Annotated in this window: 12 protein-coding genes and 1 pseudogene; 11 read left to right on the top strand and 2 right to left on the bottom strand. The window is 69.7% G+C overall.

The genetic code is table 11. The features are described 5' to 3' along the window. The first annotated feature begins 181 nt into the window (after positions 1-181). From ACZ5CW_RS31540 to ACZ5CW_RS31505, 8 genes are all read left to right on the top strand, one after another. Complete coding sequence (locus tag ACZ5CW_RS31540; protein WP_468607375.1) at positions 182-2,767, top strand: PQQ-dependent sugar dehydrogenase; 2,586 nt, start codon at positions 182-184, stop codon at positions 2,765-2,767. Positions 2,768-2,938: 171 nt separating this feature from the next. Further along, positions 2,939-4,069, top strand: a complete 1,131-nt coding sequence (locus tag ACZ5CW_RS31535; RefSeq protein ID WP_468607373.1) for an inositol-3-phosphate synthase — start codon at positions 2,939-2,941, stop codon at positions 4,067-4,069. After that, on the top strand, positions 4,066-4,977 hold the full coding sequence (locus tag ACZ5CW_RS31530) for an SCO3242 family prenyltransferase (RefSeq protein ID WP_468607371.1): 912 nt from the start codon (positions 4,066-4,068) through the stop codon (positions 4,975-4,977). Before ACZ5CW_RS31535 ends, ACZ5CW_RS31530 begins: the two co-directional genes overlap by 4 nt. After that, positions 4,974-5,834: a sugar phosphate isomerase/epimerase family protein gene (locus ACZ5CW_RS31525; RefSeq protein WP_468607370.1), complete on the top strand. Its 861-nt coding sequence runs from the start codon at positions 4,974-4,976 to the stop codon at positions 5,832-5,834. Before ACZ5CW_RS31530 ends, ACZ5CW_RS31525 begins: the two co-directional genes overlap by 4 nt. Next, a complete protein-coding gene (locus tag ACZ5CW_RS31520; protein ID WP_468607368.1) occupies positions 5,831-6,445 on the top strand; it encodes an EboA domain-containing protein in 615 nt (204 codons plus the stop codon). The genes ACZ5CW_RS31525 and ACZ5CW_RS31520 overlap by 4 nt, the downstream gene beginning before the upstream one ends. A gap of 1 nt (position 6,446) precedes the next feature. Further along, the gene (locus ACZ5CW_RS31515; protein WP_468607366.1) at positions 6,447-7,295 is read left to right on the top strand and encodes a TatD family hydrolase; all 849 of its coding nucleotides are present in this window, start codon (positions 6,447-6,449) and stop codon (positions 7,293-7,295) included. 4 nt (positions 7,296-7,299) lie between these two features. Beyond that, on the top strand, positions 7,300-8,469 hold the full coding sequence (gene eboE, locus ACZ5CW_RS31510) for a metabolite traffic protein EboE (RefSeq protein ID WP_468607364.1): 1,170 nt from the start codon (positions 7,300-7,302) through the stop codon (positions 8,467-8,469). Then, complete coding sequence (locus tag ACZ5CW_RS31505; RefSeq protein ID WP_468607362.1) at positions 8,466-9,845, top strand: nucleotide pyrophosphatase/phosphodiesterase family protein; 1,380 nt, start codon at positions 8,466-8,468, stop codon at positions 9,843-9,845. Before eboE ends, ACZ5CW_RS31505 begins: the two co-directional genes overlap by 4 nt. A 36-nt stretch (positions 9,846-9,881) precedes the next feature. Here the strand turns inward: ACZ5CW_RS31505 and ACZ5CW_RS31500 are convergent. After that, a pseudogene (locus ACZ5CW_RS31500) lies at positions 9,882-10,322 on the bottom strand (lactonase family protein); the annotation flags it as partial. A gap of 634 nt (positions 10,323-10,956) precedes the next feature. On the opposite strand from ACZ5CW_RS31500, the gene ACZ5CW_RS31495 reads away from it, so the two are divergent. Both ACZ5CW_RS31495 and ACZ5CW_RS31490 read left to right on the top strand, forming a co-directional pair. Beyond that, positions 10,957-13,689: a PQQ-dependent sugar dehydrogenase gene (locus ACZ5CW_RS31495; RefSeq protein ID WP_468607360.1), complete on the top strand. Its 2,733-nt coding sequence runs from the start codon at positions 10,957-10,959 to the stop codon at positions 13,687-13,689. Then, complete coding sequence (locus tag ACZ5CW_RS31490) at positions 13,686-15,761, top strand: ThuA domain-containing protein (protein ID WP_468607358.1); 2,076 nt, start codon at positions 13,686-13,688, stop codon at positions 15,759-15,761. Before ACZ5CW_RS31495 ends, ACZ5CW_RS31490 begins: the two co-directional genes overlap by 4 nt. Positions 15,762-15,929: 168 nt before the next feature. Here ACZ5CW_RS31490 and ACZ5CW_RS31485 read toward each other — a convergent pair whose 3' ends face one another. Next, positions 15,930-17,099, bottom strand: coding sequence for an ROK family protein (locus tag ACZ5CW_RS31485; protein ID WP_468607356.1), 1,170 nt, complete (start codon positions 17,097-17,099; stop codon positions 15,930-15,932). Positions 17,100-17,204: 105 nt separating this feature from the next. Between ACZ5CW_RS31485 and ACZ5CW_RS31480 the strand changes: the two genes are divergently transcribed. Further along, the gene (locus ACZ5CW_RS31480) at positions 17,205-18,296 is read left to right on the top strand and encodes a Gfo/Idh/MocA family protein (RefSeq protein WP_468607354.1); all 1,092 of its coding nucleotides are present in this window, start codon (positions 17,205-17,207) and stop codon (positions 18,294-18,296) included. Positions 18,297-18,422 lie beyond the last annotated feature (126 nt).

The following is an 18,422-nucleotide window of genomic DNA, read 5'->3' as shown; positions in this document are numbered from 1 at the left end:
CCCTCCGCCCTCCGCTCACCACCAGCCCCACCCCCTCCCCCCCCCCTCCCCCCCACCACCCCCCCCCCCCCCCCCCCCCCCCCCCCCTCCCCCCGCCCCCCTCCCCCCCCCCCCCCCCCCCCCCCCCCCCCCCCCCCCCCCCCAGGACGAACCCCACACCGCTGCCGCGGCCCCGACATTCGTGCAAACCCCCCTGGCCAAGGGTCCGGACCAGGTCGGCGAACCCATGTCGCTGGCCGTGTTGCCGGATCGCTCGGTCCTGCACACCTCACGCGACGGCACCCTGTACCTCACCGACCCGTCGGGCTCCAGCCGCGTCGCCGGGAAGATCCCCGTCTACTCGCACGACGAGGAGGGACTCCAGGGCGTGGGCATCGACCCGGACTTCACGAACAACCGGGCGATCTACCTCTACTACGCGCCCAAGCTCGACACTCCCGCCGGCGACGCCCCCAGCGACGGGCCGGCCGACGGGTTCGCGAAGTTCGACGGCGTCAACCGCCTCTCCCGGTTCGTTCTGAAGGACGACGGCACCCTCGACCTGAGCAGCGAGAAGAAGGTCCTCGACGTTCCGGCCTCACGCGGCCTGTGCTGCCATGTCGGCGGCGACATCGACTTCGACAAGGACGGCAACCTCTACCTGTCCACCGGCGACGACACCAACCCGTTCGCCTCCGACGGCTACACCCCCATAGACGACCGCGCCAGCCGCAACCCGGCTTTCGACGCCCGGCGCTCCGCCGGGAACACCAACGACCTGCGCGGCAAGATCCTGCGGATCAAGGTCGCCGCCGACGGCTCCTACACCGTCCCCGACGGCAACCTCTTCCCCAAGGGCACCGACAAGTCCCGTCCCGAGATCTACGCGATGGGCTTCCGCAACCCCTTCCGGATGAGCGTCGACAAGAAGACCGGCGTGATCTACGTGGGCGATTACGGGCCCGACGCCGGCGCGGCCGACCCGAACCGCGGTCCCGCCGGCCAGGTCGAGTTCAACCGCGTCACCAAGCCCGGCAACTTCGGCTGGCCGTTCTGCACCGGCAAGAACGACGCCTACGTCGACCACGACTTCGCCACCGGCAAGCCGGGCTCGAAGTTCGACTGTGCGGCCCCCAAGAACGACTCCCGGTTCAACACCGGCCTCACCGACCTGCCCCCCGCGCAGCCGGCCTGGATCCCGTACGACGGTGGTTCGGTGCCCGAGTTCGGCTCCGGCTCCGAGTCCCCGATGGCCGGTCCCGTCTACCGCTACGACGCGGACTCGACCTCGTCGGTGAAGTTCCCCCAGGAGTACGACGGGGACTTCTTCGCGGGCGAGTACGGGCGCCGCTGGATCAAGCGGATCGAGCAGGGCGAGGACGGCACCGTCCAGAAGATCAACGCGTTCCCGTGGACCGGTACCCAGGTCATGGACATGACCTTCGGCCCGGACGGGGCGCTGTACGTCCTGGACTACGGCACGGGAACCTTCGGCGGCGACGCCAACTCCGCGCTCTACCGCATCGACTACGCCAAGGACGGCCTCACCCCGGTCGCCGAGGCGAGCGCCGACCGTACCGACGGGGCCGCCCCGCTGAAGGTCTCCTTCACCGGCAAGGCCACCGACGGCGACAGCACGGACCTCACCTATTCCTGGGACTTCGGCGACGGCACCACGGGCGAGGGGGCCAACCCCAGCCACACCTATGAGCGGAACGGCACCTATCAGGCGACGTTCACCGCCAAGGACCCGGACGGCCACGAGGGCCACGCGAGCGTGCGCGTGGTCGTGGGCAATACCAAGCCGAAGGTGGAGATCGTCAGCCCCGCCAACGGTTCCCTGTACGAGTTCGGCGACCCGGTCCCCTTCAAGGTGAAGGTGACCGACCCCGAGGAGCCCGAGATCGACTGCTCCAAGGTCACCGTCCGTTTCAGCCTCGGACACGACAGCCACGCCCACGAGCTGAGTAGGGTCCAGGGCTGCGAGGGCACCCTGACGCCGCCCAAGGACGGCGAACACGACCAGGACGCCAACATATTCGGCCTTGTGGGAGCCGAGTACACCGACAACGGTGCAGGCGGCCAGACGCCCCTGACCGGCAGGAGCCAGGTCACCCTCCAGCCGCACCACCGCCAGGCCGAGCACTTCACCACCCAGAGCGGCAACCTGAAGCTGTACGACAAGGCCGCGGCCCATGGCGGTAAGACGGTCGGCGATATCCACAACGGCGACTGGATCTCCTTCGACCCGTACCGGCTCACCGGAGCGACCAAGCTCAAGGCCCGGGTCTCCTCCGGCGGCGCGGGCGGCACGCTGGAGCTGCACACCGGTTCCCCGACCGGTCCGCTGCACGGCTCCGCCGAGGTGAAGCCGACCGGCGGCTGGGAGACCTTCGCCGACGTGGAGACCACGCTGCGGGATCTGCCCGACGCGACCACCAAGATCTACCTGGTCTTCAAGGGCGGCAGCGGAGCCCTCTTCGACGTCGACGACTTCGACATCGTGACGGACGGATCCGGCGGCACCCGCACCGGTGAGGTGAAGGGCGTCAACGGCAAGTGCCTGGACGTGCAGCGGCGTGGCACCGACGACGGCACGAAGATCCAGCTCTACACCTGCAACGACACCCCCGCCCAGGAATGGCGGTCGCAGAGCGACGGCACGGTCCGCAACCCGCACTCGGGCAAGTGCCTCGACGCCGAGGGCAGCACCTGGGGCGACGGAACACACCTGCACCTGTGGACCTGCCACGGCAAGGCCAACCAGCAGTGGACTCTGCCGTCCTGAGCGCTCCTGACCTGAGGTCCACGCATCGAGGGTCCTCCGCCTGAACCAGGCGACCGAGGAACCCCGCCACCAACGGGTCCGTGCCGGGGACAGCGGCTCTCGCCCCCGGCACGGATCTTCCACTCATCACACGCATACACCACGAACAAGAACGGCAGAGAGGCGCTCGTGATGACGTCATCGACATCCACACCGGCAGTGACCCGTACGGGAATCTGGCTGATCGGAGCCCGTGGCTCTGTCGCCACCACGGTGGTGGCCGGGTGCGCGGCCGTCGGCGGCGGACTTCAGCCGGCCGTCGGGATGGTCACCCTCACTCCGCCCTTCGCGGGATGCGGGCTCCCGGACCTGGGACACCTTGTCTTCGGCGGGCACGACGTGGCCGCCTGCCCCCTGCCGAAGCGTGCCGAGCAGCTCGCCGCCCAGGGCGTCCTCCCGCACGATGTACCTCATGCGGTGCGCGGTGAACTTGCCGCGGCCGACGCCGAGATACGCACCGGTGGCCCCCTCGTCGACGACCTGCGCGACGATCACGAACTGATCAGTGCCTTCACCGAGGACATCGGCTCCTTCCAGAGGCGCAACAACCTCGCCCGCTGTGTCGTTGTCAACGTCGCCTCCACGGAACCCGCGCCCCTCGCGGGGGACGACAGACTGCCGGCCAGCTCGCTGTACGCCGCCGCCGCTCTGCGCGCAGGAGCCGCGTACGTGAACTTCACCCCCTCGACCGGACTTCGTCATCCGGCGCTCCACGGCCCGTACGACGTACCGGTGGCCGGGAGGGACGGCAAGACCGGGCAGACCCTGCTGCGCTCCGTGCTCGGCCCGATGTTCGCACAGCGCGCGCTCACCGTGCGGTCCTGGTCCGGCACCAATCTCCTGGGCGGGGGAGACGGTGCGGCGCTCGCCGACCCGGACGCTGCCGCCGCGAAGAACGCCGGCAAGACACGGGTCCTCGCCGAGACCCTCGGGGCCGCCCCCGAGGGCGTGGTACACATCGATGACGTACCGTCGATGGGGGACTGGAAGACGGCCTGGGACCACATCGCCTTCGAGGGGTTCCTCGGCGCGCGGATGGTACTGCAGACCACCTGGCAGGGGTGCGATTCCGCGCTCGCGGCGCCGCTCGTCCTCGACCTGGCCCGGCTCGTCGCCCGGGCGCACGAAGCGGGGCTGACCGGTCCGCTGCCCGAGCTGGGGTTCTTCTTCAAGGATCCCGACCCGGGGGCGGTTTCGTCGCTGTCCGAGCAGTACCTGGCGCTGCTCGGCTTCGCCGACCGGCTGCGGACGGCGGGCGCGTGAGCGAGCTCCGCGACTGGGCCCAACTGCTGCGCGTCTCGGCGCTGTTCACCGTCCCCGGCGACGCGCTCGCCGGGGCGGCGGCCGCCGGAGTGCGCCCAGACCGGCGTACGGCGCTCGCCATCGGCTGCTCCCTGTGCCTGTATGAGGCGGGCATGGCCCTGAACGACTGGGCGGACCAGGAAGAGGACGCGCGTGAGCGCCCGGACCGACCCCTTCCGTCGGGTCGCATACCCCCAGCCGCCGCTGTGGGGGCGGCGGTCGGGCTCACGGGGGCCGCTCTCGCCCTCGCGGCGCGGGCAGGGCGCCCGGCCGCGGCGGTCGCCGGGTGCCTGGCCGCAACCGTCTGGGCGTACGACCTGAAGCTCAAGCACACCCGCGCGGGGGCGGTGGCGATGGGCGCGGCCCGCGGCCTGGACCTGCTGCTCGGCGCGGTGGCGGCCGGCGGACGGCCTCTTCGCCCCGCCGTGGCCCTGTCCTCGACGGCACTGGCCGCCCACACGTACGCGGTCACTCGTGTCGCCCGGAACGAGACCACCGGCGGATCCGCCCTGGCTCCCCTGGCCGCACTGGCCGCAAGCAGCGCCATCGGGGCAACACTCGCATGGAGGCGTTCGGACGGGCCGGCGGGATCCCCAGTCGCCTACCGCTCCGGCAGGCAACTGGCCCGCGACCTCACCGCCCCGGCTCTCGCCACCCTCTACGGCGCCACGGCCGCCCGGCCCTACCTGCACGCCACCCTCAACCCCTCCCCGCCCCTCACACAACGCGCGGTGGGAGGCGGGATCAGATCACTCATCCCCCTCCAGGCCGCCCTCGCGGCCCGCGCCGGCGCCCCCGCCCTCGGCGGGGCACTGATGGCACTGGTGCCGCTGGCGCGCCGTGTCTCCCGGAAGGTGAGCCCGACATGACCCTCCGCCTGGCCTACGGCACCAACGGACTGACCGACCTACGGCTCGACGACGCGCTGTTCCTCCTCGCCGACCTCGGCTACGACGGCGTCGGACTCACCCTCGACCACATGCACCTCGATCCGATGGCGCCGGACTTCTCCGTCCGGGTGAGCCGGCTGTCCCGCACCCTGCACGCCCTCGGGCTGACGGTGACCATCGAGACAGGCGCCCGCTACGTCCTCGACCCGCGCCGCAAACACGGCCCCTCGCTGCTCGATCCCGAACCCGAGGGGCGCGCGGCCCGGGTGCGCATGCTGGTGCGGGCCGTCCAGACCGCCGCCGACCTGGGCGCGCACGCGGTGCACTGCTTCAGCGGCGTCATCCCCGACGGCGTCGATCCGGACACGGCATGGAAGCGGCTGGCCGACGAGTTGGCGGTCGTCCTCGACGCGGCCACCGTTCTGGGCGTGCCGCTCGCCGTGGAACCCGAGCCCGGCCATCTCCTCGCCACCCTGGCCGACTTCCACCACCTGCGCCACCTGCTCGATAACCCCGAGGCGCTCGGCCTGACCCTGGACATCGGCCACTGCCAGTGCCTGGAGCCCGCCCCGCCCGCCGACTGCATCCGAACGGCCGCGCCCTGGGTGCGCCACGTGCAGATCGAGGACATGCGGCGCGGAATCCACGAGCACCTCCCGTTCGGTTCGGGCGAGATCGACTTCCCGCCCGTCCTCGATGCCCTCGCCGACCTCACCTACACCGGCTACCAGGGCCTGATCAGCGTGGAGTTGCCCCGCCACTCGCACGCCGGTCCGAGTCTGGCCGCAGGTTCCCTTCACTACCTGCGCGGCCTTGAGGAAGGAGCACACGCATGACCACACAGCCGACCGCCGACCTCGCCGGAATGTGGGAGCGGCTCGACACCCCCGTCCGTGTCTGGCTGACCGAGGCCGTTGTCGACGCCGCCGCGGCCAAGAACGCCCCGCCTCGTTCGCTGCCCGTCTGGGAGGCGCGGTTCGCCGAGGCGGGACGGCGGTGCCGGGGTGCCGAGGACGTCGCCCGCGTCCTCCTCCTTCATGCGGTCCAGCCGGGGCCCTCCGCCCTCGCCCGGCTGTACGCGCACGGCACAGCCGACGAACGCCGCGCCGTCCTTCATGTGCTGCCTCACCTCCCGCACCTGACCCCCGCCGATGCCCTTCCCTTGGTCGAGGACGCCCTGCGCACCAACGACACCCGGCTCGTCGCCGCCGCCATGGGCCCGTATGCCGCCGAACACCTGGGCGCCCACGCCTGGCGGCACGCCGTACTGAAGTGCCTGTTCACCGGCGTGCCCCTGGGCGAGGTGGCCGACCTCGAACGCCGCGCGGCCGGGGACGGGGAACTGGCGCGGATGCTCACCGACTACGCGGCCGAACGTACCGCCGCGGGCCGCTCCGTGCCGGCCGACCTCCACCGAGCCCTTCGCCTCGCCACCCAGGAGCACTGACATGCGCATCTTCGACCCGCACATCCATATGACGTCCAGGACCACCGACGACTACGAGGCCATGCACGCGGCCGGCGTCTGCGCGGTCGTCGAGCCGTCCTTCTGGCTGGGCCAGCCCCGCACCTCGCCCGCCTCGTTCTACGACTACTTCGACTCCCTGCTGGGCTGGGAGCCCTTCCGCGCCGCCCAGTACGGCATAGCCCACCACTGCACGCTCGCCCTCAACCCAAAGGAGGCGAACGACCCGCGCTGTCTGCCCGTCCTGGACGAACTGCCCCGCTATCTCGTCAAGGACCAGGTCGTGGCCGTCGGTGAGATCGGCTACGACTCGCTGACCCCCGCCGAGGACACCGCCCTCGCCGCCCAGCTCCAGCTCGCCGCCGACCATGGTCTGCCCGCGCTCGTGCACACCCCGCACCGCGACAAGCTCGTCGGCTTGCGTCGCACTCTTGACGTGGTCCGGGAGTCCGCACTCGACCCGAGCCGCGTCTTGGTCGACCACCTCAACGAGACCACCGTCAAGGAGGCCAAGGACAGCGGCTGCTGGCTCGGCTTCTCCGTCTACCCGGACACCAAGATGGACGAGAAGCGCATGGTCTCCATACTGCACACGTACGGGCCCGAGCGCCTGCTCGTGAACTCGGCCGCCGACTGGGGCCGCAGCGACCCCCTCAGGACCCGCAAGGTCGCCGACCTCATGCTGGCCGAGGGCTTCACCGAGGACGACGTCGACCTTGTGCTGTGGCGCAACCCGGTCGCCTTCTACGGGCTCAGCGGCCGGCTGAACCTGGACGTCGCGGCCACCGACGCCACCCACGAGGGCAACTCAGTCCTCAGAGGCGGGGAGTGACCGCATGCGTTTCCGGCACCCGGACGGCTCCACGGTCCATCTGGCGTATTGCACCAATGTCCACCCCGCAGAGACGCTCAGCGGAGTGCTGGCCCAGCTCCGCGACTACTGCGAGCCGGTGCGGCACCGGCTCGGCCGGGACCGCCTCGGTATCGGCCTATGGCTCGCCAAAGACGCCGCGCACACCCTCATCCGGTACCCCGACGCCCTGCGACTGCTGCGTACCGAGCTGAGGCAGCGGCATCTGGAGGTCGTCACCCTCAACGGCTTTCCGTACGAAGGCTTCGGCGCCGAAGAGGTCAAGTACCGCGTGTACAAGCCGGACTGGAATGACTCAGAACGCCTCCGCTACACGGCCGACCTGGCCCGGCTGCTTTCCGCACTGATGCCGGCCGATGTCGGGGAAGGCAGCATCTCCACCCTTCCCCTGGCCTGGCGGACGTCCTTCGACCACAGATCGGCTCAGGCGGCCCACATCGCGCTGGTCACCCTGGCCGAGTACCTCGACGCCATGGAGAGGTCCACCGGACGGTCGATCCGCGTCGGTCTGGAGCCCGAGCCCGGCTGCGTCGTGGAGACCACAGCCGATGCCATCGGCCCGCTCGCCGACATCGGCCACGACCGGATCGGCGTCTGCGTGGACACCTGTCACCTCGCCACTTCCTTCCAGGACCCTGCGACCGCGCTGGGCGGGCTCCAGACCGCGGGCATCCCCGTCGTCAAGGCTCAACTCTCCGCCGCCCTCCACGCGCAGGACCCGCACCTGCCCGAGGTACGCCAGGCCCTCGCGGCCTTCGACGAACCCCGATTCCTGCACCAGACCCGGGTGCGGACGAAGGACGGGCTGCGGGGCACCGACGACCTCGGGGAGGCCCTCCGTCTCGGCGGCCTCCCGGTCACCGCACCGTGGCGTGCGCACTTCCACGTTCCGCTGCAGGCGGTGCCCACACCGCCACTGACCGCCACACTCCCCGTGCTGCGGGACTGCCTCACCCGCCTTGTCGGCGGCCCGATGGCACGCACGCACCACCTGGAGGTGGAGACCTACACCTGGCAGGCGTTGCCGCCCTCCCTCCGGCCGGCCGACCGCGCCGGCCTGATCGACGGCATCGCAGCCGAACTCGCCTTCGCGCGCGACCTGCTGACCGACCTCGGCCTGAAGGAGCTGCCATGACCGACCCCACCCCGCTGCTCGTGCTCGACGTCGTCGGCCTCACCCCCCGCCTGCTGGATCACATGCCCCATCTGAGGGCGCTTGCCGACACCGGCTCCGAGGCGCCGCTCGGTACGGTGCTGCCCGCGGTCACGTGTGCCGCGCAGTCGACGTTCCTGACCGGCACCCTGCCCTCGGAGCACGGCATCGTCGGCAACGGCTGGTACTTCCGTGAGCTGGGCGAAGTGTTGCTGTGGCGCCAGCACAACGGCCTGGTCGCCGGGGACAAGCTGTGGGACGCCGCCCGCCGCGCCCACCCCGGCTACACGGTCGCCAACATCTGCTGGTGGTACGCCATGGGCGCAGACACCGACATCACCGTCACCCCACGTCCGATCTACTACGCCGACGGCCGCAAGGAACCCGACTGTTACACCCGTCCCGCCGCCCTCCACGACGAACTCACCGACAAGCTCGGCACTTTCCCGCTCTTCCACTTCTGGGGCCCCGGCGCCGATCTGGTCTCCAGCCACTGGATCATCGACGCCACCCGCCATATCAACGCCACCCGCCACCCCGACCTGACGCTCTGCTACCTCCCCCACCTCGACTACGACCTCCAGCGCTACGGCCCCGACGACCCGCGCTCCCTGAAGGCGGCCGCCGACCTCGACGCCGCCATTGCCCCACTGTTGGACGAGGCGCGTGAGGAGGGTCGTACTGTCGTGGTGCTGTCGGAGTACGGCATCACCCGCGCCACCCGCACCGTCGACATCAACCGGGCGCTGCGCCGGGCGGGCCTGCTGGAGGTGCACACACAGGACGGCATGGAGTACCTGGACGCGATGGCCTCGCGGGCCTTCGCCGTCGCCGACCACCAGATCGCCCACGTCTATGTCCGGCGCCCCGAGGACCTCGACACCACCCGTGCCGCGCTCGCGGGCCTCGACGGAATCGATGAACTCCTCGACGACGAAGGCAAGAAGCGGTACGGCCTGGACCACCCGCGTTCCGGTGAACTCGTCGCCGTCGCGCAGCCGGACGCCTGGTTCACGTATTACTACTGGCTCGACGACGACCGTGCCCCCGACTTCGCACGCCTGGTCGAGATCCACCGCAAACCCGGCTACGACCCGGTCGAACTCTTCATGGACCCGCTCGACCCCTACGTCAAGGTCAAAGCCGCCACCGCGCTCGCCCGCAAGAAGCTCGGCATGCGCTACCGCATGGCCGTCGTACCGCTCGATCCGTCGCCCGTGCGCGGCAGCCACGGTCGATTGCCCGCCGACCCCGAGGACGGCCCCCTCCTCCTCTGCTCCGACCCGCAAGCTGTCTCGGGTCCGGTCCCGGCCACAGAGGTGAAGGGTCTGCTGCTGGGCCTTGCGGGTCTGAAGTGAGGGTCGACCCACGGCGCGGGTCGGCCCGGTGAAGACGAAGTGTTCGTCGGGGGCGAGGGCGATGTCACGCGGCCATGTCCCGCCGCAGGGAACGCCGGCGACCAGGTCGACGCTGGAGCCGTCTTCGCTCACGGCGTGTACGGCGATGGGGTCGTCGCCGCGGTTGGTGGAGTAGATGAAGTGGTCGTCCGGAGAAAGGCGCACCGCGGCCGGGTAGTTGGCGTTCGGCGCGTGCGGGTCCTGCCGTGTGCCGTACTCGGCGACGGCTTCGAGGAGACCGGCGAGCGCGTCCCGGGTGCAGACGCTGGGGGTCGAGGAAAGCTCGTTGACGAGGTAGGCGTACGGGGCCGAGGGGTGGAAGGCGAGGTGGCGAGGGCCCCGGCCGGCAGGCAGCTGGGTCGTGTGGTGGAGGGCGAGACGGCCGGTGACGGGATCGAAGGCGTACGCGTACACGCGGTCCGTGCCGAGGCCGTGCACAGGACGAAACGGCCGGAAGGCGCGGCCATGTGGGCGTGCGGCCGGGGAGCAGGTCGCCGTAGGCGACGCGGGCGGGATGACGGATGCTCTGCACCGGCTCGGTGGTGGAGATCGTGCGACTGGGCGGAACGGACGCTTGGGGGCGGTTCCGTCACGTCACTCTGCCGCTCTCCTGGGACATCGTCACCGTCTGCGCCCTTCATCACCAGGTGACCTGACGTCATAAGCCCCGTCCCAGGCGCTCCACCCGTGATGTGGCATCCGCGAGGTCCATGGCTCGGCGTGCCAGGAGGACCGATACGGCTCGGGTGAAGCGGCCCGGAATGGCGTCCCGGCGGATCGCTGTCTCCACCGGTACCCGTGAGGACAGGGACTGCTTCTCAGGTACCGCCATCATCGATCTGGCTTATGACGAGTGTCAAGCAAAAGACTGCTCAGGTTAATCTTATGTAAGCGTCTTGACGGTCAGAACCGTGCGCTGCCACTGTGTCGATGTCCCGGATCTCGGCGCGTGGCACGCCGACGGGACGGCTCTTCAGCCTCTCGACGCGGTCGGCGTACGCGTCGATCATCGAAAGGCCTCTTCGTGTCCCGAAGAACACGCCCCTGGAGCGCGGCTACAGCGTTGCTGCTGATGGCCGCCTCACTCACCGCGGTCGCCGGCCTGTCCACCCCGGCTGCCGCGCACGAAATCGTTGCCGAGGACTTCTCGGAGGTCACCCTCGCCAAGGGGGGTGGCGAGCTGGGTGAGCCCATCGCGATGGAGGTGCTGCCCGACCGGTCGGTGCTGCACACCGCGCGCGAGGGCAAGCTGCGGCGCACCGACAAGGACGGCAACACGACCGTGATCGGGTCGCTGTCCGTCTACACCAACGACGAGGAGGGGCTCCAAGGAGTCGGCATCGACCCCGATTTCACCTCGAACCGGCGGATCTACCTCTACTACGCGCCCGCTTCCGAGAACGTCAACCGGCTGTCGATGTTCACGCTGAAGTCCGACTACACGCTCGACATGGCCAGCGAGAAGAAGATCCTCGACGTCGCGGCGACCCGCGGCATCTGCTGCCACGTGGGCGGCGACATCGACTTCGACAAGGACGGCAATCTCTACCTGTCCACCGGCGACGACACCAACCCGTTCAACACCGGGTACGCGCCACTCGACGAGCGGCCGGGCCAGGAGGCCTACGACGCCCAGCGCACCTCGGCGAACACCAACGACCTGCGGGGCAAAATCCTGCGGATCAAGGTCAACGGTGACGGCAGCTACTCCATCCCGGCGGGCAACCTGTTCGCCCCGGGCACGGCCAAGACCCGCCCCGAGATCTACGCGATGGGGTTCCGCAACCCCTACCGGATGAACATCGACAAGCAGACCGGCGCGATCTACGTCGGCGACTACGGTCCCGACGCGGGTGCCACCGACCCCAACCGTGGTCCCGGGGGACAGGTCGAGTTCGACCGCGTCACCGAGCCCGGCAACTACGGCTGGCCGTACTGCACGGGCACCAACACCACGGCCGAGACCTACAACGACTGGGACTTCGCGACCAACACGACCGGACCGAAGTTCGACTGTGCGAACGGGCCCACGAACAACTCCCGGAACAACACCGGACTGACGAAGCTCCCGCCGGCCAAGCCGTCCTGGATCCGCTACGGCGGCGACGCCGGCAGCCCTCCGGAGTTCGGCAGCGGAGGGGAGGCGCCGATGGCCGGACCGGTCTACCGCTACGACGCGAACAACCCCTCGACCGCCAAGTTCCCGCAGTCGCTCGACGGGCACTTCTTCGCAGGAGAGTTCTCCCGCGGCTGGATCAAGGCGATCCAACTGACCTCCACCGGCGGCGTCGGCGAGATCCTCGACTTCAAGAACAGCCCCAACGACAACGTCAACCAGGTCATGGACGTCGAGTTCGGCCCGGACGGCGCCCTGTACGTGCTGGACTACGGAACCGGCGGGAACTTCCAACTCAATGAGAATTCCAGGCTGCTGCGCTACGACTATGTCGGGTCGGGCGGCAATCACGCCCCGGTGGCCGAGGCCAAGGGCGACCCGACCTACGGGCACGCCCCGCTGTCGGTGAACTTCTCGTCGGCCGGGTCGAAGGACGGGGACGGCGACCCGATCACCTACTCGTGGGCATTCGGTGACGGAGCGACCTCGACCGAGGCCAACCCGTCGCACACCTACACAGCCGACGGAACCTACAAGGCGACCCTGACCGTCCGCGACTCCAACGGCGCCACCGCAACGGACGACGTGGTCATCGGGGTCGGGAACACCCCGCCGACCGTCACGGTCAGCCAGCCCGCGGACGGCCAGCTGATCTCTTTCGGTGACGTCATTCCGTTCCAGTTCACCGCGACCGATGACGAGGACGGATCCTCACCCGACTGCGACCGGGCGGCGATGAACAACGCGGTCCGGCACGACACCCCTCCCAACACGCACACTCACCAGCTCAGCACAGTCAAGGGCTGCTCTGGCTGGATCACGGCGGAGGACTCCAACGAAGGTGACGCGGCCCGGCTCTTCCCCGTCTTCGACGCCACGTACGCCGACAGCAAGGGCCTGCCGGGCGGCAAGCGGGTCACCACCCAACTGCGCAAGCGGCAGGCCGAGCACTACGACGACTCCTCGGGCATCACGGCGTACGCCAAGACGGCCGCGGAGGGCGGACAGACCGTCGGAGACATCGACAACGGCGACTGGATCTCCTTCAAGCCCTACCGACTGGAGAAGGTGAAGTCGTTCACCGCCCGGGTCTCCTCCGGCGGCGTCGGCGGCACCCTGCAGATCCGCGCCGGCTCGCCCACCGGACCCGTACTGGGCTCGGCGGCCGTCGAGAACACGGGGAGCTGGGAGAAGTTCACCACGGTCTCCGGCAGCGTGTCCGGCGCGGCCGCGGAGACGACCACCCTGTACCTGACCTTCTCCGGTGGCTCCGGCAAGTTGTTCGACGTCGACTCCTTCACCTTCACCACCGCCGGCCCGGTGGTCGGGCTGGCCGGCAAGTGCCTGGATGTCGAGGGCGGCGACTCCAAGGACCGCACGGAGGTTCAGATCTACGACTGCAACAAGACCGGGGCCCAGACCTGGCAGCGCGACGGCCAGACGCTGCGCGCGCTGGGCAAGTGCCTCGACGTGGAGGGGGCCTCCGCACAGAACGGGGCGAGGGTCCAGCTCTTCGAGTGCAACAACACGGTCGCGCAGAACTGGGTGCAGCGGGCCGACGGTTCGCTGGTCAACCCCCACTCCGGCAAGTGCCTTGACGTCGAGGACGCCAAGACCGACAACGGCCGTCGCACGCAGCTCTGGACCTGCTGGGACGGCACCAACCAGAAGTGGAAGGCCCTGACGTGAGCTACCGATCGTTCCTGAGCGCATCAGCGGTGCTGCTCACCACCCTGGCCAGCGTCAGCGCCGCGCCACATGCCGCCGCGGCGGATCAGTTCGATGTCCTGGTCTTCAGCAAGACCGCCGGATTCCGCCACGACTCCATCGCGGACGGCATCCAGGCGGTCAAGGACCTCGGGTCCGCGAACGGCTTCAACGTCACAGCCACCGAGGACGCGTCCACGTTCACAGCGAGCGGGCTCGCTCCCTATGAAGCGGTCGTCTTCCTCAACACCACCGGTGACGTGCTGAACGACTCCCAGCAGTCGGCGTTCGAGAGCTACATCGAAGCCGGCGGGGGATTCATCGGGACGCATGCGGCTGCCGACACCGAGTACGACTGGCCCTTCTACGGCAAGCTCGTCGGCGCCTACTTCAAGTCGCACCCTGCCATCCAGCAGGCCAAGGTCGACATCGAGGACCGGGCGCACTCCAGCACGGCCCATCTGGCCTCGGCCCCGTGGACCCGTACCGACGAGTGGTACGACTACAGGAGCAACCCGCGCTCCAGCGCGCATGTGCTGGCCTCGCTCGACGAGTCGACCTACTCGCCCGCCTCCCCCATGGGCGACCACCCGATCACCTGGTGCAAGACCATCAGCAGTGGACGGTCCTGGTACACGGGCTTCGGCCACACGAAGGAGACCTGGGCCGACGCCTCGTTCCGGAAGATGCTGCTGGGCGGTATCCGGTATGCGGCAGGCGAAACCAACGCCGACTGCCGCCCCGAAACCGGGTACACCACGCTGTACAACGGATCGACCACCGGCTGGAAGCAGGCCGGCCCGGGGAGCTTCAGCAACTCCGACGCCACCCTGACATCGCAAGGCGGCACGGGGCTGCTGTGGTACAGCGCCAAGCAGTACACCTCGTACTCGCTCAGGCTCGACTGGAAGATGGACGGCGACGACAACTCCGGCGTCTTCCTCGGCTTCCCGCCGTCCGATGACTGGACGTCGGCCGTCAACAACGGCTACGAGGTCCAGATCGACGCCACCGATTCCCCGGACAAGACCACCGGGGCCGTCTACTCCGTCCAGGGCCCCGATGCCGCGGCCCGCGACGCCGCGCTCAACCCTCCGGGCGAGTGGAACACCTTCGAGCTGCTTGTCGAAGGCGAGCACCTCCAGGTGTTCCTGAACGGCACGAAGATCAACGACTACACGAACACCGATCCCGCCCGCTCCCTGGCCGGCCACATCGGCATCCAGAACCACGGGACCGGCGACGACGTCTCGTTCCGCAACATCCGGATCAAGGACCTGAGCGGCACGAGCGCGGTGCAGGCCGAGTCGTACTCGGACGCCGGCGGAGTGTCCTCCTACGCCAAGGCCGGAGCGAACGGCGGGCAGACCCTGGGCTACATCGACCCGGGGGACTGGGCGCGGTACGACGGGCTCGCCCTGAACGGGGCGACCGGGTTCCGTGCCCGGGTCGTGTCCGGTGGCTCGGGTGGCACCCTGCGGGTGCGGACGGGTTCCCCGACCGGTCCGATCCTGGGGTCGGTCGCCGTTCCGAACACCGGGGGCTGGTCGACGTTCCAGGACGTGTCGGCGACCCTGTCGGACGTTCCTGGGGGCACCGCGGATGTGTACCTGACCTTCGAGGGCAGTGGGTCCGGGCTGTTCGACGTCGACGACTTCACCTTCACCAAGCCCGGGTCCGGTCCGGTCGTGGGGCTGGGTGGGCTGTGCCTGGACGTGCAGGGCGGTGAACCCGCGGATGAAACCCAGGTGCAGGTGGACACCTGCAACGGCACCGCCGCGCAGACCTGGGCCAGGTCCGAGCAGACCCTGCGGGCGCTGGGCAAGTGTCTGGACGTGAGCGGGGCTTCCACCGACAACGGAGCGAAGGCCCAGCTCTATCGCTGCAACAACACCGGTGCTCAGAACTGGGTGCCGCGAGCCGATGGCACGCTGGTGAATCCGCACTCCGGCAAGTGCCTCGATGTCAAGGGCGGCCTCGCGGCGCCGGGCACGCCGGTGCAGCTGTGGAGCTGCTGGGGCGGCGCCAACCAGAAGTGGAAGCTGACCTCCTGACGGGCCGATGACGTCGCCGGTTCTGGCCCCGCCGTGTGTCGGCGGGGCCAGCACCGTTGTGGGTCGCCGAGGCATGGCGGGGAGGGCCGGAGGGCTCGACGTTTCTGCGGTCGCCGCAGCGGCGATGGCTCTCGGCGCGCCCATCCTGCCGGGCGGTGCCCGGCACCGTCAGCCGGCTGCGACCGAGCGGTCGACCGCGGTCGGACTGAGCACGTGTTCGATGACCATGACGGACGCGCCGATGACGCCGGCACGGTCTCCGAGCCGACGGACGCGGACGGTCAGATGCTGGGTCGCGAGCGGGAGGGACCGGCTGTAGATGAGTTCACGGACGCCGGCCAGCAGGTGCTCACCGGCGTCGGACAGGTCACCGCCGATGACGATCGCGCTGGGGTTGAAGAAGTTCACCAGTGACGCCAGTACGTCACCGATGTTCCGGCCGGCCTGGCGGATCATCTGGATCGCCGCGGGGTTTCCTGCCCGGACCAGTGCGACCACGTCGCGGCTGTCCGCCGTGTCTTCGCCGAGGGCGCGCAGTTGATCGGCGATGGCCGCGCCGCCGGCCACGGCTTCCAGGCAGCCGATGTTGCCGCAGCGACAGACCCGGTCGGGGGCGCTGGTGACCTGAATGTGGCCGATGTCGCCGGCGGCTCCCTGGGCACCGCGATGGAGACGGTGCTCGGTCATGATGCCGCAGCCGATGCCGGTGCCGATCTTCACGAAGAGCAGGTGCTCGATCTCCGGGCTGACCGCCCAGTGCTCGCCGAGCGCCATGATGTTGACGTCGTTGTCGACAAGCACCGGGGCGCCGAGCCGTGGTTCGAGCCAGCCCGGCACGTCGAAGCCGTCCCAGCCGGGCATGATCGGCGGGTTCACGGGGTGACCCGTCGAGTGCTCGACCGGTCCGGGCAGGCCGATGCCGACACCGCAGACGTCGGCGATGGTGTGCCCGGCTTCGGTCAGCAGGCTCTCGAACTCCTGAACCAGCCAGTCCAGTACCGGCTCCGGGCCCTCGGTGATCGCCATGTCCTGGCTGCGCTCGGCCAGCACCTGGGCGGCCAGGTCGGTCACGGCGAGGCGCGCGTGCGTGGCGCCCAGGTCTGCAGCGAGGACGACCCTCGCCCCGGCATTGAAGGTGAACGCCACGGCCGGCCTGCCGCCCGAGGAGATCGCGTCGCCCGTCGGCACGATCCAGTGATGGTCGAGGAGGGCATCGAGCCGTTGGGTCACCGTGGACCTGGCGAGACCGGTGAGCTGCATCAGTTCGGTGCGGGTCCGTGCCTGTCCGGTACGCAGGATCGCCAGAAGGGCCCCTGCACCTGCGGCTTCGATGGTCAACTCCGCATCTCCTCATGTCGTGACGCCGGGCGTCGATGGATAAAGCATATCCACCGCGAGACTTTTGCTTGACCTTGAACATAAGTCGCTTCTAGCATCTCGTCCATGCTTGAGATACGACGTGAGTCGGCGGAAGTTAAGGCTGGAATCATCGGAACTGGATTCATAGCCCGAATCCATGCCCGGGCCACCCGTCAGACCGGAGCGCGGCTCGTCGCGGTGGCGGACGTGAACGAGGAGGCAGCGCTCCAGGCGGGCCGGCGCTTCGGTGCCGAACGCGCCTTCGGGTCGGCCGATGAACTCATCCAGTCCGGACTCGTCGACGTGGTGCACATCTGCACCCCCAACCACCTGCACGCTCCGCTCGCACTCAAGGCGATGGAGGCCGGACTTGCCGTGATCTGTGAGAAGCCGCTGGCCACCGACGCGCCGACGGCCGCACTGATGGCCGAGCGGGCGCGCGAGGCCGGACTGGTCGCCGCGGTTCCGTTCGCGTACCGCTTCCATGCGATGGTGCGCGAGGCGAGGGCCCGCTTGGCTGATCTGGGCCGCGTCAGTCTGATCCAGGGCAGTTACCTTCAGGACTGGCTGCTGAAGTCGACCGACGACAACTGGCGTGTGGATCCCGAGAAGGGTGGTCCGGGTCGGACGATAGGGGACATCGGATCCCACTGGTTCGACCTGGTCGAGTTCGTGACGGGGGACCGCATCACCAAGCTCTGCGCACAGACCTCCGTCGTCGTCGCCGACCGCGTGCAGAGCGGACCCGTCCTCACCGAGGACCTCGCGACAGTGCAGTTCGCCACCGCCTCCGGCGCCCTCGGCTCGGTCTCCGTCAGCCAGGTCGCCCCCGGCCGCAAGAACCGTCTCTTCGTCGAGATCTCCGCAGCTTCGGGCAGCCTCGCCTTCGACCAGGAGAACCCGGAGCAGCTCTGGCTCGGCGGACGCGAAGGATCCCAGTGGCTGGTCCGTGACCCCATGGCTCTGTCCGAGGCGGCCGTGCCGTACTCGCCCCTGCCGGCCGGACACCCGCAGGGCTTCCACGACTGCTTCGACGCCTTCGTCGCCGACACCTACGCCACGATCCGCGGCGAGTACCGGGAGGGGCTGCCCACGTTCGACGATGGCGCACGCGCCGCCCACCTCACCGACGCCGCCCTCCGTTCGGCACGAGAGGGCGGATGGGTCACCTGCTGACCACACCACTCAGCGGAACGTGCCTGTCGACCGCACTGGGGGGGGGGAGGGGGGGGGGGGGGGGGGGGGGGGGGGGGGGGGGGGGGGTCCGTACGCAGTACGGAGGGTGAGGAGAAACGGCAGCGC

The organism is Streptomyces sp. NPDC031379 (assembly GCF_055569615.1).
The sequence above is the reverse complement of the archived record's forward strand: the minus strand, read 5'-3'. Positions and strand labels throughout refer to the sequence as shown.